This window comes from Pseudomonas sp. TH31 (assembly GCF_016650815.1).
Classification (GTDB): Bacteria; Pseudomonadota; Gammaproteobacteria; order Pseudomonadales; family Pseudomonadaceae; genus Aquipseudomonas.
In genome coordinates this window covers 16,745-32,451 of the sequence record NZ_JAEKEZ010000014.1, presented here as the reverse complement: position 1 = coordinate 32,451, position 15,707 = coordinate 16,745, and the positions used below count along the sequence as shown (strand labels likewise).

Genomic DNA, 15,707 nt, shown 5'->3' with positions numbered 1-15,707 from the left:
GGCTCTTTCTACGATCAGCGCACGAACTTGCGGTTTTTTCGGCAGGAGATTACGTCTGACTCTGTAGTCCCTTTGCCCGCGAGGTAGCTAAGCAACGCGGTGGACTACTACACTCGGTCATTCTTTGATACACGGAGGTTTTGACATGCGGCGCGTGGTGTTCAATCAGAAAGGTGGTGTGGGTAAATCCAGCATTGCCTGCAATCTGGCAGCGGTCAGTGCCAGCGAGGGTTATCGCACCCTGTTGGTGGATCTCGATGCCCAGGCCAACTCCACTCAGTACCTGACCGGCCTCACCGGTAATGACATCCCCATGGGGATCGCCGACTTTTTCAAGCAAACCCTGTCTTCCGGGCCGTTTTCGAAGAAAAACCAGGTGGATATCTACGAAACCCCATTCGACAACCTCCACGTGATCACCGCCACCGCTGAGCTGGCCGACCTGCAGCCCAAGCTTGAGGCCAAACACAAGATCAACAAGCTGCGCAAACTGCTTGATGAACTGAGCGAAGACTACGACCGGATTTACCTCGATACCCCGCCAGCGCTGAATTTCTATGCCGTGTCGGCGTTGATTGCCGCTGATCGGGTGCTCATTCCTTTTGACTGCGACAGCTTCTCGCGTCAGGCGCTGTATGGCCTGCTGGCAGAAATCGAAGAGTTGAAGGAAGACCACAACGAAGGCCTCGAAGTCGAAGGTATCGTGGTCAACCAGTTCCAGGCCCGAGCGAGCCTGCCTCAGCAAATCCTCGACGAGTTGATCGCCGAAGGCCTGCCGGTGTTGCCGGTGTACCTGGGCAGTTCGGTGCGCATGCGCGAGTCGCACCAGGCCAACACGCCGCTGATCCACCTCGATCCGCGACACAAGCTGACCCAGCAGTTTGTTGAGTTGCATAACCTGCTGGAAAACGCCTGAAGATCAAAAGATCGCAGCCTTCGGCAGCTCCTACATCGACATCGGTGTTTCACCGATCCTGTAGGAGCTGCCGAAGGCTGCGATCTTTTACGGCTGTTATCAAATCCCCTGGCTACGCAACCAACTCATCAACTGCGGCAGCGGAAACGCCCCACTCTGACGCGCCACCTCCCGGCCGTTCTTGAACAGAATCAGGCTCGGAATCGAGCGAATCCCCAACTGCGCCGACAACTGCTGGTTCGCCTCGCTGTCGAGCTTCGCCAGCCGACACTTACCCGCCAACTGCCCCGCCGCTTGCTCGAATACCGGCGCAAACGACTTGCACGGCCCGCACCAATCCGCCCACACGTCCACCAGCAACGGCAGATCGCCCTTGATCTGACTGGCGTAATCGCCTTGCTTCAATTCGAAGGGTTTGCTCAACAGCACTTCAGCCTTGCAGCGGCCGCATTTCGGATGGTCGCTGAGGCGCTCGGCGGGGATACGGTTGAGGCCGTTGCAGTGGGGGCAGGGGATGAGGAGTGGGTCAGTCATTGGAGTGTTCCAAATAGAGGCTAATGAAGCTGAGTTGGAGACGTCTGCTCACATTTTCAATCGTGCGGCGGCAGTCGTCGACACTACGCTGAGTGTTGCGGGCGAGCCACTGGTCCGCCCACGTGTATCGCAACTTGCGATATTTCGGATCTGTGATTAACTTCCATAGCAAAATGCGATAAGGATGTTGCATGCATGTGTTCACCGAAAAACCAATTCGGGAGGCTAAAGCCAAATGGCCTCAGGCGGCCAATGCGTTGGATCAGTGGTATCGAATGGCCAAGAGGATCAAGCCAAATGATTTTGCGTCTATGAAATCCTCATTTCCTGCGATCGACAAAGTAGGCGATCTTCACGTATTCGATATCGGTGGCAACAAGTTACGGTTGATCGCTTATGTCCGGTACGGGCATCAAAAGCTGTACATCAAGCATGTGATGGATCACCGCGAATATGACCGGGGAAAATGGAAGGAGGGAAGGTTATGAGTGTTTTGGTCAAAAAGGCTGCCGAGCATTGGGAGTACGTTGCTCCTTTGCTCCGAAAACCAAAAAACGAAGAAGACTACGACCTGTTGGTACTAGCGCTCGACGAATTGTTAGAGATGACCAAGCTTGATGAGTCGCACCCATTGATGAGTCTGGTGGATATCATCGGCGACTGGATTGCGGAGTGGGATCACCAACACCACCCGATGCGCGAAGCGAGTGGTGCTGAGGTTCTGGGTTACATGATGCGCGAGCATGGTTTGACCCAAAGCGACCTGCCCGGCGTAGGCCCCCAATCGGTGGTCTCGGAGATATTAAGCGGCAGGCGCCAGCTCAACCTGCGGCAGATCCGCTGGTTGGCTGAGCACTTCAAGGTACCGGTCGACGTGTTTATCTGAATGATTACGACGAACAACTAATCTCCAAATGCTTGCCCCACTCCGGCGGCCGCTCGGCGTAGCTCTCCATTCCGGGTTGCTCCGTGAACGGATTGCTCAACACCGCGTGCAGGCGCCGGACCTCGGCATAATCGCCACCCTCTGCCGCATCGATAGCTTTCTGCGCCAAATAGTTGCGCAAGATGTACAGCGGATTGACCGCGTGCATCCGCGTACGGCGTTGTTCCTGATCAACTACGCCTTCACGAGCAGCCCGGGCGACATAGAGTTCGCCCCATGCATCGAAACCCTTGATGTCGACGAAGTCATCGCGCAACCGGGCGACGGCCAGTTCAGGTGACTCATCACCGAGGCGGCGGAGGAACAGCGTGTAATCGACGCCGCTGTTCTGCATCAATTGCAGCAGGCGTTCGAGCAGTTTCTGGTCGTCGTCTTCGGCGGTGGTGAGGCCGAGGCGACGGCGCATCAGGTCCAGGTAGTGGGCCTGGTACAGCGGCAGGTACAAGCCAAGGGTTTCGCGCAGGGCGTCGACGCTGATGAACGGCGTCAGGGCCTGGGCCAGGGCGCTGAGGTTCCATTGGCCGATGGGCACTTGATTGCTGAAGGAGTAGCGGCCCTGATCGTCGGAGTGGTTACAGATGAAGTTGGCGTCGAAGTCATCGAGGAAGGCGAACGGGCCGAAGTCGAAGGTGATGCCGAGGATCGACATGTTATCGGTGTTCATCACCCCGTGGCAGAAGCCATAGGCCTGCCATTTGGCGATCAGTTCGGCGTTGCGCTCAACGATTTCGCGGAACATCGCCAGGTACGGTTCCGGCTGTTCCAGGCATTCGGGGAAGTGCATGGCCAGCACGTGCTCGCCGAGGGCTTTTTGTTGCTCCGGGCGCTTGGTGTAGTAGAAGTATTCGAAATGCCCGAAGCGCACATGGCTCGGCGACAGGCGCAGGACCATGGCCGCGCGTTCCTGTTTCTCACGCCAGACCGGTGTGTCGGAGCCGATCACGCAGAGTGCGCGAGTGGTCGGGATGTTCAGGGCATTCAGCGCTTCGGAGGCGAGAAACTCGCGGATCGAGGACCGCAGAACCGCCCGTCCATCGCCCATCCGCGAGTACGGCGTTTGTCCGGCGCCCTTGAGATGCAAGTCCCAATGTTCGCCGGCCTCGTTGTAGACCTCGCCCAGCAACAAGCCGCGACCGTCACCCAGTTGAGGGTTGTAGGAACCGAATTGATGCCCGGAATAGATCATTGCCCGTGGCTCGGCTTCGGCCCAGAGCTTGTGACCGCCAAACAGTTCGGCGAACACCGGCGTCTCGGCCACGGCCGGGTCCAGGTCCAGCAATGCCATGGCGGCGGGGCTGGCGACCACCAGTCGCGGCGCGGCGATGGGCTCGGGCAGCACATGCGTTGAGAACGCATCGCCCAGGCGGGCGAAGCGATTATCGAAGGTCAGTTCGTCGAGGGCTTTCAACGGCCATCTCCAGCAGAATGTCCGAGCATTCTGCTAGGGATAAGGCGGTTAGTCGAGTTTGGTCTCGGGCGGCTCTTGCGCCGGGTCGTCGCGGGTGATGATGGTTTTGCTCTCTTCCTCGACCGGCACCAACTTGTATTCCTGGCCGTGAAGGTTCTTCAGATAAACCTCCATCTGGCGGAACGAGATGTTGATGTGCTGTTTCTTGAACTCGCGGTTGATGAAGCGGTTGACCTCATCGAGTACCGGGTTACGGTCGCCGAGGTCGCGCACGTGCATGCGCAACTCGTGGTCGAGGGTGCTCTCGCCGAAGTTCAGGAAGTACACATGCGGCTCAGGCTCCTTGAGCACGCGCGGGTTTTCCGGGCGGCCTGCAGCAACAAAGCCTTGACCAGGTCCAGGTCCGAACCGTAGTCGACGCCGAGCTTGAGGGTCACCCGGGTAATGGTGTCGGTCAGGGACCAGTTGATCAGTTGCCCGGTGATGAACGTCTTGTTCGGGACGATGATGTCCTTGCGGTCGAAGTCGGTGATGGTCGTGGCGCGGATGCGGATCTTGCTCACCGTGCCCGACAGGTTGCCGATGGTGATGGTGTCGCCGATCCGTACCGGGCGTTCGAACAGGATCATGATGCCGGAGATGAAGTTGGCGAAGATCTCCTGCATCCCGAAACCGATACCGAGCGATAGCGCTGCTACCAGCCACTGTAATTTGTCCCAGCTTACGCCCAGGGTCGACAAGGTTGAGACGAACCCGACGCCGGCAATGACGTAGGACAGCAGCGTCGTCGTGGCGTAGGCGCTGCCCTGAGCCAGATTAAGCTTGGACAGCACCAACACTTCCAACAGCCCCGGCAAGTTGCGCGCGAGGGCGAACGTGATGCCGATGATGATCAGTGCGCCGAGCAGGTCGCCGATGCTGATGGGCACCATGCTCAAGTTGGCGCCCGTGCCGCTGGTGTATTCGTAGAGGGTCACGTTGTCCAGGTATGAGAACACTGAAATCAGGTCCGACCAGACCCAGTACAGCGCCGCGATGAAACCGGCCAGAAGCGCCAGGCGGATCAGGCGCAGCGACTGCTCGTTGACCTTTTCGATATCCAGCGTCGGCTCTTCGATCACTGCTTCGCCTTCGCCGGCCTCTTTGGCGGCCTGGCGTTTGGCCAGGGCGCGCTGATAGGCCAGGCGCCGCGCCGCCACGCTGAGGCCGCGGACGAATGTGGCTTCAATCACCAGCCAGAACATCAACAGGTACAGGGTGTTGATCAACCGATCGCTGAGTTTCAGCGCGGTGTAGTAGTAGCCAAAGCACACCGCCACGAACAACGCGACGGGCAGGACGGTGAACAGGATCCCCACCGCTTTGCGAAACAGCGAGGCGCTTTCATGGGTCGGGCTGCTGATCAGCAGGCGACTGAGCAGCCAGGCCATCAAGGCGTAACAGGTCAGCACCACCGGCATTCCCAGCACATCATCAGCCAGTGCCGACGGTTGCAGTTCAGCGACTGCTACCACCGCGACCAACGCCATGACCACCAGCCCGAGGCGACGGACCCAGCCTTGCAGGAATTCGACCTGGGGCTTTTCCCAGCGGAAATGCAATTCGGCCACTCCGCCCGGTGCGAGGATTCGGTACGCGGTGTAGAACACCAGCCAGGCCTGACCCATTTGCAGCAGCGCGGCGCCCAGGTTGACGTTCTGCTCACGGGCGTCGACCTGCAAGGCATAGCCACACAAGGCCAGGCCCAGCGCAACCGGCATCGCCAACAGAATATTGATCAGGATTGCCTGGGGGTGTGCCATTGACTGTCACGCTTGAAGTGACCGATGTCCTGGTGAACCTTGTTCAGGCGGGCATACAGACTCTTGCGGCGCCACAGCAGGGCACCGATCAGCAGCACCAAGGGCAGGAACAGCAGCGGCCGCTGGATCAAGCCGTCACTCAATTCGCTCAGGCTCGAATTCCAGGGCAGCGAGTTGACCTGACGCTGCAGACGGTCTGGTACGCCGCGCATCCATTCCAGATCCAGCGGTTTATTGCTGGGAATCCAAAACATCTGCTCGTCCAGTGTGGATCTCAGGCTTTGCGCAGTGCTGAGCAATTGCTTCTGGTTGAGTTGCAGGGTGATGGATTGGTTGAGCACCGCACTCAGTTCGCGGTTAAGTCGTTCCAGCAGGTCGGCTCGGGTGTTGGCCAGCTCCAGCAGGCTTTTGCGCAACGGCGGTGTGACTTGCTCTGGCGGTTGGGTCGCCAGCAGGCTGTCGACGTAGCTCGCCGGGTTGCTGAGCAGTTCCCGTTGCTGGCTGACTTCGAATTGAAACAGGCGAATATCTGCGATTTGGTCCGCCAGGTCGCGATCAAGCTTGAGGCGCGGAAGGGCCTGCTTCTGTTTGTAGAGAATCTTGGAGAGCAGCAGGCTGCCCTTGAGGACGTTGATCTGCTCGTCCAGGGCCGAATCGCTTTGGGTCACGCTGTCCAGTTGCTGCTTGGTTTGCAGGTTCTGCTGGGTAATGACGTTGAGGCGATCGGTGTTTTTGAGCAGGTAGTCCGAGAGTTTCAGGTTCTGCGCGCTTTCCGTGGCCAGCAAGGCGCTGCCTCCGGACTTCTGCGCTTCAATGGATTGTTGGGTCACCGCCTCTTGGGAATGGGCCAGGCGCTTCTGGTTGATCAGGGTTTGCAGTTCCTGGATTTCCTGATCCTGACGTGCGACTTTTTCCGAGAGCACGTCATGCTGGCTGTTGCCCAGGTCCTGCAACTGACTGTTGCCCGCCAGTTCCTGGCGGCGCAGCGGGATCAGCGCATTGAGTGCCGCAAGTTCGGCGTTGAGCAGGTCACGCTGCTCGCCGTTCAAGGTCTTGCCGTTGTCTTTGCCGGCCTTGAGGATGTTGTTGATCTGCTGGATGCGCGTCTGGCTGCTGGCGATCTCGGCCTGGGCGCGCTCGGGGCGGGTCTGGGCGGTGATGATCAGGCTGTTGGCGTCGGCCAGGGCTTTTTGCAGATCGCTTTGCTGGGTAGAGCGCTCGGTCAGCATTTGCTCGAGTTGCTGGATCGACAGGTTGGCGTAACGCTGCTCGATCGGCACCACTTTGGTGGCCTTGAGCCGGGCCAGTTCACGCTGGTTTTCGATGTTCTGCTTGGGCGCGGTGGTCAGTTGCTGATTTAGATCGATCAGTTTTTGATCGTAGTCGCGCTTGTTGTTGAGCTGGGTCAGCGTGTTCTGCAGGATGGTTTGCAGAGCCTTTTGATCGGCTTCCGGTAGTTTGCGCTCGGCAATCCTGTCCAGGCTCCCCTGCACAGCTTCGCTGGACGGCGGTTCGGCGGCTTGCAATGTACCGACGGAGAGGCTCAAGCCCAGCAGGGCCATGATGAAAAAAGTGCGCAGGGTTGGCATAGAGACCGATCGAACTAGGTGAAAAGAATGGCAGTTTAGAGGAAGAGACCCGGACTCGGGCGACTTCCTTCGGGGAATCTGACGCCCACTTTGCCGATCTTGTTCCCTTCCATGACCGCAACCGTCCAGATGGTGTTGTTCCACTCCACCTGGTCGCCCACGACCGGCGCACCGCCGACCTTCTGGGCAATGAAGTGGGCCAGGGACATGTCCGGATCGATGCCTTCGACTTTCAACCCGTACAGCGCCGCAACCGCGGCCAGCTGCGCGTCTCCTTCGAGTACGAAGTCGCCGAAGAAGCGCAAATCGAGGCCCCGTTGCGGTGCCTGGCTGAAGAGTTTTCCGAGGGCTGCCAGGTTGTGTTCGTGACCGATTACGCAGAGCAAATCGTCGACTTCGAGCACTGTACTACCCGACGGATGGAGCAGTTGCTGGCCACGAAACAACGCCGCGATACGCGTGCCGTCGGGCATTTTCAGTTCACGCAAAGGCGAGCCGATGCACCATTTTTCAGCACCGAGGCGGTAAACGAACATCTCCCACTCGCTGGTGACGTGGACTTCCAGCGCCGACCGGGAGATCGGTGCCGGCTCTGGCGGAACCGTCACCTTCAACAGTTTGGCGACCCACGGCAGGCTTGTACCCTGCACCAGCAGCGACACCAACACGATAAAGAAGGCGAGGTTGAAATAGAGCTGTGCGTTCGGCAATCCGGCCATCAGCGGGAACACTGCCAGAATGATCGGGACCGCGCCTCGCAGGCCGACCCAGGAAATGAAGGCTTTTTCGCGGCCGTGGAACGCTTTGAACGGCAGCAGGCCGACCATCACCGACAGCGGCCGGGCAAACAGGATCATCCACAGCGCCAGGCCCAGTGCGGGCAGGGCGATCGGCAACAAGTCGTGAGGCGTGACCAGCAGCCCCAGCACCAGGAACATGCCGATCTGGGCCAGCCACGCCATGCCGTCGAGCATGTGCAGAATGCCGTGACGGCTGCGCACCGGGCGATTACCGATCACCAGACCGCACAGGTACACGGCGAGGAAGCCGCTGCCGTGCAAGGCGTTGGTCAGGGCGAACACCAGCAGGCCGCCGGCGATCACCAGGATCGGGTACAAACCGTTGGCGAGGTTGATGCGGTTGACCAGTTGCAGCATGACCCAGCCGCCGCCCAGACCGATCACACCGCCGATGCCGAACTCGCGCACCAGATGACCGAGCAGGCTCCAGTGCAGGCCGGTCTGGCCGCTGGCGAGCATGTCGATCAGGGTCACGGTGAGGAACACCGCCATCGGGTCGTTGCTGCCGGATTCGATTTCGAGGCTGGCGGTCACCCGTTCGTTCAGGCCTTTGCCGCCCAGCAGCGAGAATACTGCCGCGGCGTCGGTGGAGCCGACGATGGCGCCGATCAACAGGCCTTGAATGATGTTCAGGTTGAACAGCCAGGCCGCCGCCATGCCGGTCAGCCCGGTGGTGATCAACACGCCGACCGTGGCCAGCGACAGCGCCGGCCACAATGCCACGCGGAAACTGGCGACCCTTGTACGTAAGCCACCGTCGAGCAAAATGACCGCCAACGCGAGGTTGCCGACCAGATAAGCCGTTGGGTAGTTATCGAAAATAATGCCGCCGCCGTCGACGCCAGCGGCCATGCCCACGGCCAGGATGATCACCAGAATCGGGATGCCGAGGCGGGACGAAAGGGAACTCACCAGAATGCTCGCACCTACCAGCAACGCGCCGATCAAGAACAGGCTGTTGATGGTCGTAGCATTCAAAGGCAATACTCCAGAAAGCGAAAGGCGGACACAAACTGACCATGCAGTCTGCGTGCCAGCGATTCTAACCTGTTGAAATGTGATGCTGTCAAAAAGCTTTTTCAGATCAAAAGATCGCAGCCTCGTTTCGGCAGTGATGCGAATTTCGTTTAGAGGCTAAACCGCCCGACCATATTGTTCAGGTCCAGCGCCAGGCGCGACAGCTCATTGCTCGCCGCGCTCGTCTGATTCGCCCCGGTCGCCGATTGCACCGACAGATCACGAATGTTCACCAGGTTGCGGTCCACTTCACGGGCCACTTGGGCCTGTTCTTCCGCCGCGCTGGCGATCACCAGGTTGCGCTCGTTGATCTCGACGATGGCGCTGTTGATCGTGTCCAGCGACATGCCGGCGCCACGCGCAATGTTCAGCGTTGATTCAGCCCGTTCGGTGCTGTTGCGCATCGAATTCACGGCATGTTCAGTACCGCTCTGGATGCTGCCGATCATGCGCTCGATTTCGCTGGTGGACTGCTGAGTCCGGTGCGCCAAGGCACGAACCTCATCCGCTACCACCGCAAAACCACGCCCGGCTTCTCCGGCACGGGCCGCTTCGATCGCCGCGTTCAGGGCCAGCAGGTTGGTCTGGTCCGCCAGACCGCGAATCACGTCCAGCACCTTGCCGATGTCCCGGGACTCGTTGGCCAGGTCGCCAATCAGCGTCGCCGTGCTCTGCACATCGGCGCTCATGCGTTCGATGGCGCTGACGGTTTCCTGCACCAGGTCACGGCCGTCACCGGCAGAGGTGGTGGCGTTTTTCGAGGCTTCGGAAGTGCTCACGGCGTTGCGGGCGACTTCTTCCACGGCGCTGGTCATTTCGTTGACTGCGGTGGCAGCTTGTTCGATTTCATTGTTCTGCTGGGTCAGGCCACGAGCACTTTCGTCGGTGACGCTGTTCAGTTCTTCAGCGGCGGACGCCAGTTGCGTTGCCGAGCCGGAAATCCGTTGCAGGGTGTCGCGCAGTTTGTCCTGCATCTTCGACATGGCCAGCAGCAGACGGCCTGCTTCATCTTCGCCGTCGACGGTAATTGGACGGGTCAGGTTGCCTTCAGCAATTTCTTCTGCGGCGCTCAATGCATTGGCGATGGGCTTGGTGATGCTGTTGGTCAGCAACCAGGCGAACAGGAACGTCAGGCCAGTGGCGATCACCAGCAGGGTGACGACCAGATTGAAGGCCGAAGCATATTGATCGGCGGCCTGCTGGTTGGTGTCGATGGTCTGCTGGGTATTGATTTCCAGCAGGCGGTTCAGCGCGGTGTTGATCGCGTCAGAGTTTGTCAGCAAATCGGTATTGAGCAGGGTGCGCAATTCATCGACCTGATTGTTGCGCGACAGCGACTTCATCCGGTCTTCAATAAGGCGATACTGACCCAGCAACTGTACGTATTGATCATAGACCGCGCGTTCTTGAGGGCTACTGATCAGCTTTTCATAAACGGTCTGAGCGGTGCGGATCTGCTGGTTGCGGGTTTCCAGCAGTTCCATGGTTTTCTGCTGAACGTCCGGCTCGCGATTGACCATCAGGCGATACGAAAGCACCCGCAGGCGCAGGGTCAGTTGGGTGAACTCATCCAGACTCTTGATGCTTGGCACGCTGTTGGAGGTGATGTCTTCGGCGGCCGCGCGAATCTTGCTCATCTGGTTCAGGGCGAACACACCCAGGATCAGCATCAGAGCGCCAATCAGGGTAAAACCGAGGAACGCCCGCGGAGCGATATTCATATTACGAAGGGACATGGTGTTTACCGAGAAAGGCGCATCCGTGCGGGGCTGAGACTGCTGTATGGATGACTTATCGGTCATACGACTAAAGTCTTGAGGCGCTGCGCGTATTTGTCGCAGGAAGGGCCCGGCGACGAAGTGCAGGAACCAGATCCGCCAATCACAGTCTTTAAAGTTCGCGAGGAAGGTCGCCCGCCAGGAAAATCAAGGCCTTGCGCCCCAATAACCCTGGCATCCGTGGTGACTTTTCTTTATCGTACGCGCCCTTTTAAAATGCTTGGAAAATCAAAATGTTGGAAGCATCCCTTAGCCAATTGGAACAACTGGTCAGCGACCTGGTGCAACAGAACCAGACCCTGCTCGGCACCAACCAGACCCTGAGTGCAGAACTGGCCCAGGCCAAGGACGAAAACGAAAGCCTGCAACTGAGCCTGATGGAACAGGAAGAGAAGCAAGGCGCCACCGCTGCACGCATCCAGGCCCTGGTTGAGCGCGTCAGCGCCGGCCCTGTCAGCGCATGAATCAAGGCGCTGCAGGGGTAAAAGTCGTCTCGATCCTGGGGGAGGACTATTCGATCAAGGCGCCGGCCGGGGAAGAGCAAACCCTGCTGGACGCCGCATTGATGTTGAAGGCAGCCCTGGCCGATACCAAAAGGAAGTACCCGACGCTGATCGGTGACCGTTTGTTGGTGCTGGCGGCGATGAATTTGTGTTCCCAGCAGATCGAAATGAAAAAGCAGCACCAGCTCGAACTCGACCGTTACCAAGAGCAAGTCAGCGCCACGGTTGAAGTGATCTCCAAGACGATCAATCAGGCCTGATCGGCTTTGCGCACAACCAAAGAATAAAATTGTCGCTTGCGTTGTATACAATCGGCACGGCTGTTGCAGTGTTTCAGCCACTTATTCTTTGGGGGTGCTCCATGCAGTTCTGGCGACGCAGTATTCAATGGCAGTTGATCCTGAGTATGGGCACCGCCCTGCTGGTCAGTATTCTGATCGTGGTTGGCGTCTATACCCTGGTGGTCAACCGCCTGGCCCAGCGCTATCTGGTCGAACAAGCGCTGCCGTCGAGCATCGAAGCGATGCGCAACGACATCGAGCGAATTCTTGTTCAGCCCCTCACCGCCGCCAAGGACATCGCCAGCAACAGCATGGTGCGCGACTGGCTGGCCGGGGGCGAAGACAGTGCCCGGACCGACACCTTCGTGAAGTACCTGGAAGGCATCCGCGCCGAGCACAAAGCCTTTACCGCGTTGATTATCGGCACGGCTTCAAACCACTACATCACTGAAAAAGGCCTGGACCGGACCCTTAGCCGCTCCAACCCCAGGGACGCCTGGTTCTACACCTTTCTCGACAGCAATCAGCCGCGCACCCTCAATATCGACAATGACTCCGCGACCGGAGAGTTGGCGCTGTTCATCGACCTCAAGGTCGAGCAGGCCGGTAAAGTCGTGGGCGTTGCCGGCCTCGGGCTGAGCATGAAAGAGCTCTCGGAGCTGATCCACAACTTCAACTTCGGTGAGCGCGGCAAGGTCTATCTTGTGCGTTCCGACGGTTTGATCCAGGTTCACCCCGAGGCGCAATTCAGCGGTAAACGCACCTTGACCGAGCAAATCGGAGCCCCGGCAGCGCAAGCCGTTATGGGTCAACTCTCAACCTCCAAAGCGTCCGCCACCCACAGTGTTTTTACCCGCGATGGCGAAGATTTTCTGGCATTGAGCCTGCCGTTGCGGGATTTGGGTTGGACCCTGGTGGCCGAAGTGCCGCAATCGCAGATCTACGCCGAGGCTCGTCGGGCCCTGTGGATGAGCAGCGGCATCGGCCTGGCGGTAGCACTGGTGTGCCTGATGTTGGTGGTGTTGCTGGCCCGTGGGCTGGTTCGACCGATCCGTCAGGTAACAGCCGCATTGGTAGCCATCGGTAGCGGTGGTGGAGATTTGACCCACAGGTTAGATTCTGCTCGCGCCGATGAACTGGGCGACCTGGCGCGGGGCTTCAATCGGTTCCTGGAAAGTCAGCGCGACATGATCGGTGAAGTGCTGACCACCAGCGAGCGTTTGCGCACCGCCGTCGGCCAAGTGGCGAAGGTGGTGGACAACACCGCCGAACGATCCGGGCGTCAGCAGGAAATGACCGACATGGTGGCCACCGCCGTCCACGAGATGGGGCTGACCGTACAGGAAATCGCCCAGAACGCCGGCAATGCCGCGCTCGCGTCACAAACCGCCCGCGATGAAGCGATGCAGGCGCGGGAAGTGGTCGGTGGTTCAATTCGGCATATTGAAAGCATGTCCGACGAAATCGGCGTGGCCGCCACGGCGGTGGGCGAGTTGGCTCATCAAGTGGCGTCCATCGATCAGGTGCTGGCGGTGATTCGCGGGATTTCCGAGCAGACCAACCTATTGGCCCTGAATGCTGCGATTGAAGCGGCGCGGGCGGGGGATATGGGCCGTGGGTTTGCGGTGGTGGCCGATGAAGTACGGACCCTGGCGCGGCGCACGCAGTCGTCCACCGACGAGATTCAGCAGATGATCGGCAGCCTCAAGCAAGGTGCGGAAAATGCCGTGACGTCCATGCACTCCGGGCAAGCGGCGACGGGTACAGGTGTCGAATCGAGCCAGCGTACCGGGACGTCGTTGACCGCGATTACCGGGCAGATCGAGCGCATCAGCGACATGAACCATCAGGTGGCGACGGCGACGGAAGAGCAGTCGGCGGTGACGGAAGAGATCAACCGGAACGTGCAGGGGATTTCTGATCTGGCGCGGGCGACGGCCGGGGAAGTCCGGGCTTGCCGTGAGGATTGTCAGACGTTGCAGCGTTTGGCCGATGATCTGGCGCGGCAGATGGGTGGGTTCAAGTTGAGCTAAAAGATCAAAAGATCGCAGCCTTCGGCAGCTCCTACAGGGAAACGCATTCCAATGTAGGAGCTGCCGAAGGCTGCGATCTTTTGTGGCCGTTACGCTGATCTACGATCGATCAAAACCACTCATCCCGCATCCCAAGGCACACATCATCGCGCGCCTCAAGAATCGCCAACTCATGGTGACAGCCGGGCACTTCCCACGTCAGGAAATACCGCGCCGCTTGCAGCTTGCCTCTATAAAAACTCACATCCGCCGCATTGCCCTTGGCCAACCCTTCCTCTGCACGAATCGCCTGTTCCAGCCAGCGCCAGCCAATCACCGTGTGGCCGAACACTTTCAGGTACAGCGCCGAGTTCGCCAGGCTGCTGTTGACCTTGCCCTGACCCAGATCCGTCAGCAGGCCAATGGTCACGGTTTGCAGGCGTGCGACCAGTTTCTCCAGCGGCTCGCGCAGTGGGGTCAGCGCTTCATACGCCTGGGCGCGTTCGGCGGTGTTGGCGATCAGCCGAATCAGTTGCTTGAGCCCGGCGCCGCCGTTCTGCGCCAGTTTGCGACCGAGCAAGTCCAGCGACTGAATACCGTGGGTACCTTCGTGGATCGGGTTCAGACGGTTATCGCGGTAGTACTGCTCCACAGGGTATTCGCGGGTGTAACCGTGGCCGCCGAGGATCTGGATCGCCAGTTCGTTGGCCTTGAGGCAGAACTCCGACGGCCAGGATTTGACGATTGGCGTGAGCAAATCCAGCAGTTCATGGGCCTGCTTGCGTTCGGCTTCGGTCTCAAGAGTCGTGGTGTCGTCGAACAGCCGCGCCGCGTACAGCCCAAGATCGAACGAGCCTTCGACGTAGGCCTTTTGCGTCAGCAACATGCGCTTGACGTCGGCGTGTTGAATGATCGCCACCGGCGCGGTGTTCGGGTCCTTGCTGTCCGGCACGCGACCCTGCGGCCGCTCGCGGGCGTACTCCAGGGAATACAGGTAACCGGCATAACCGAGCATCACCGCGCCCATGCCGACGCCGATTCGCGCCTCGTTCATCATCTGGAACATGTAGCTCAAGCCGTGGTGCGGCTTGCCCACCAGATAACCGACACACTCGCCGTTATCGCCGAAATTCAGTGCGGTGGAGGTGGTGCCGCGCCAGCCCATCTTGTGGAACAGTCCGGCGAGCAGTACGTCGTTGCGTTTGCCAAGGCTGCCATCAGCGTTGACCAAAAACTTGGGCACGATAAACAGCGAAATACCTTTCACGCCGGCCGGGGCGTCCGGCAACTTGGCCAGCACCATGTGCACGATGTTTTCCGACAGCGGATGGTCGCCGCCGGAGATGAAAATCTTGTTGCCCTTGAGGCGATAGGTGCCGTCGGACACAGGCTCGGCGCGCGTACGAATATCCGACAGCGACGACCCGGCATGGGGCTCGGTCAGCGCCATGGTGCCGAAGAAACGACCGTCGATCATCGGCTGCAGGAAGCGCTGTTTCTGCTCCTCGGTGCCAAAGCTTTCGATCAGGTTCGCCGCGCCCATGGTCAGGAACGGGTATGAAGTCGAGGCCGCGTTGGCCGACTGGAAGTGCGCAAAGCAGGCCTGGGACAAGAGCGTGGGAAGTTGCATGCCCCCGGCATCGAAACTGCGCGCGGCGTTGAGGAAACCGGCTTCAAGGAACGCGTCCACCGCCGGTTTCACTTCCGGAATCAGAATCGCCTGACCATTCTCGTAGCGCGGCTCGTTCTCGTCGCCCTTGCGGTTGTGCGGGGCGAAGAACTTCTCGGCAATGCTGCGGGCAGTGCCAATGGCGGCGTCGAAGGTCTCGCGGTTGTGCTCGGCGAACCGCTCACGCTGGGTCAGGGCCTCGGCATCAAGGACTTCATACAGCTCGAAAGCCAGATTGCGGGAACTGAGCAGCGTCTCGGACATGTCGGCCTACCTTCTTTTGGAATGGACCGAGTCTAGGCGTGGGGAAGGGCGGCTGGAAGGATGATTGATTATGGTGATGGAGAAGCAAAAGATCGCAGCCTTCGGCAGCTCCTACAGAGAAACACGATCCCCTGTAGGAGCTGCCGAAGGTTGCGATCTTTTGATCTTGTTTTTGAAGCCTCGGGCAT

At 59.3% G+C, this 15,707-nt stretch carries 11 protein-coding genes and 3 pseudogenes; 7 read left to right on the top strand and 7 right to left on the bottom strand.

Features of this window, described 5'->3' with window-relative positions; translation table 11 throughout:
- The first annotated feature begins 145 nt into the window (after window positions 1-145).
- Entirely contained in the window at window positions 146-916 is a 771-nt protein-coding gene (locus tag JFV26_RS10480; protein ID WP_054053184.1) for a ParA family protein, read from the top strand.
- A gap of 99 nt (window positions 917-1,015) precedes the next feature.
- On the opposite strand, the gene trxC is transcribed toward JFV26_RS10480, so the two are convergent.
- Window positions 1,016-1,450, bottom strand: a complete 435-nt coding sequence (gene trxC, locus JFV26_RS10475) for a thioredoxin TrxC (RefSeq protein WP_123435540.1) — start codon at window positions 1,448-1,450, stop codon at window positions 1,016-1,018.
- 191 nt (window positions 1,451-1,641) lie between these two features.
- Between trxC and JFV26_RS10470 the strand changes: the two genes are divergently transcribed.
- Entirely contained in the window at window positions 1,642-1,938 is a 297-nt protein-coding gene (locus JFV26_RS10470; protein WP_201192045.1) for a type II toxin-antitoxin system HigB family toxin, read from the top strand.
- Entirely contained in the window at window positions 1,935-2,336 is a 402-nt protein-coding gene (locus tag JFV26_RS10465; protein WP_201192043.1) for a helix-turn-helix domain-containing protein, read from the top strand. Before JFV26_RS10470 ends, JFV26_RS10465 begins: the two co-directional genes overlap by 4 nt.
- Window positions 2,337-2,340: 4 nt before the next feature.
- Here the strand turns inward: JFV26_RS10465 and selO are convergent, their stop codons facing one another.
- The 5 genes and pseudogenes from selO to JFV26_RS34800 all read right to left on the bottom strand — a co-directional run.
- Complete coding sequence (selO, locus tag JFV26_RS10460) at window positions 2,341-3,804, bottom strand: protein adenylyltransferase SelO (RefSeq protein WP_201192041.1); 1,464 nt, start codon at window positions 3,802-3,804, stop codon at window positions 2,341-2,343.
- Between the two features lie 48 nt (window positions 3,805-3,852).
- A pseudogene (mscK, locus tag JFV26_RS10455) lies at window positions 3,853-7,195 on the bottom strand (mechanosensitive channel MscK).
- A 35-nt stretch (window positions 7,196-7,230) separates the two neighbouring features.
- On the bottom strand, window positions 7,231-8,973 hold the full coding sequence (locus JFV26_RS10450) for a potassium/proton antiporter (protein ID WP_201192039.1): 1,743 nt from the start codon (window positions 8,971-8,973) through the stop codon (window positions 7,231-7,233).
- 149 nt (window positions 8,974-9,122) lie between these two features.
- On the bottom strand, window positions 9,123-9,986 hold the full coding sequence (locus tag JFV26_RS34805; protein WP_446739916.1) for a methyl-accepting chemotaxis protein: 864 nt from the start codon (window positions 9,984-9,986) through the stop codon (window positions 9,123-9,125).
- Window positions 9,978-10,733, bottom strand: a pseudogene (locus tag JFV26_RS34800) (MCP four helix bundle domain-containing protein); the annotation flags it as partial. The gene JFV26_RS34805 and the pseudogene JFV26_RS34800, both read right to left, overlap by 9 nt.
- Before the next feature lie 290 nt (window positions 10,734-11,023).
- Here JFV26_RS34800 and JFV26_RS10440 point away from each other — a divergent pair.
- The 4 genes and pseudogenes from JFV26_RS10440 (at window position 11,024) to JFV26_RS34790 (ending at window position 13,607) form a co-directional block, all read left to right on the top strand.
- The gene (locus JFV26_RS10440; protein ID WP_008149645.1) at window positions 11,024-11,254 is read left to right on the top strand and encodes a hypothetical protein; all 231 of its coding nucleotides are present in this window, start codon (window positions 11,024-11,026) and stop codon (window positions 11,252-11,254) included.
- Entirely contained in the window at window positions 11,251-11,553 is a 303-nt protein-coding gene (locus tag JFV26_RS10435; protein ID WP_092274361.1) for a cell division protein ZapA, read from the top strand. Before JFV26_RS10440 ends, JFV26_RS10435 begins: the two co-directional genes overlap by 4 nt.
- 101 nt (window positions 11,554-11,654) lie before the next feature.
- Window positions 11,655-12,740, top strand: a pseudogene (locus JFV26_RS34795) (HAMP domain-containing protein); the annotation flags it as partial.
- Between the two features lie 21 nt (window positions 12,741-12,761).
- Entirely contained in the window at window positions 12,762-13,607 is an 846-nt protein-coding gene (locus tag JFV26_RS34790; protein ID WP_446739915.1) for a methyl-accepting chemotaxis protein, read from the top strand.
- A 109-nt stretch (window positions 13,608-13,716) separates the two neighbouring features.
- Here the strand turns inward: JFV26_RS34790 and JFV26_RS10425 are convergent, their stop codons facing one another.
- Window positions 13,717-15,519 carry an acyl-CoA dehydrogenase gene (locus tag JFV26_RS10425; protein WP_201192035.1) on the bottom strand — a complete coding sequence of 601 codons (1,803 nt, stop codon included), beginning with the start codon at window positions 15,517-15,519 and terminating at the stop codon, window positions 13,717-13,719.
- Window positions 15,520-15,707 lie beyond the last annotated feature (188 nt).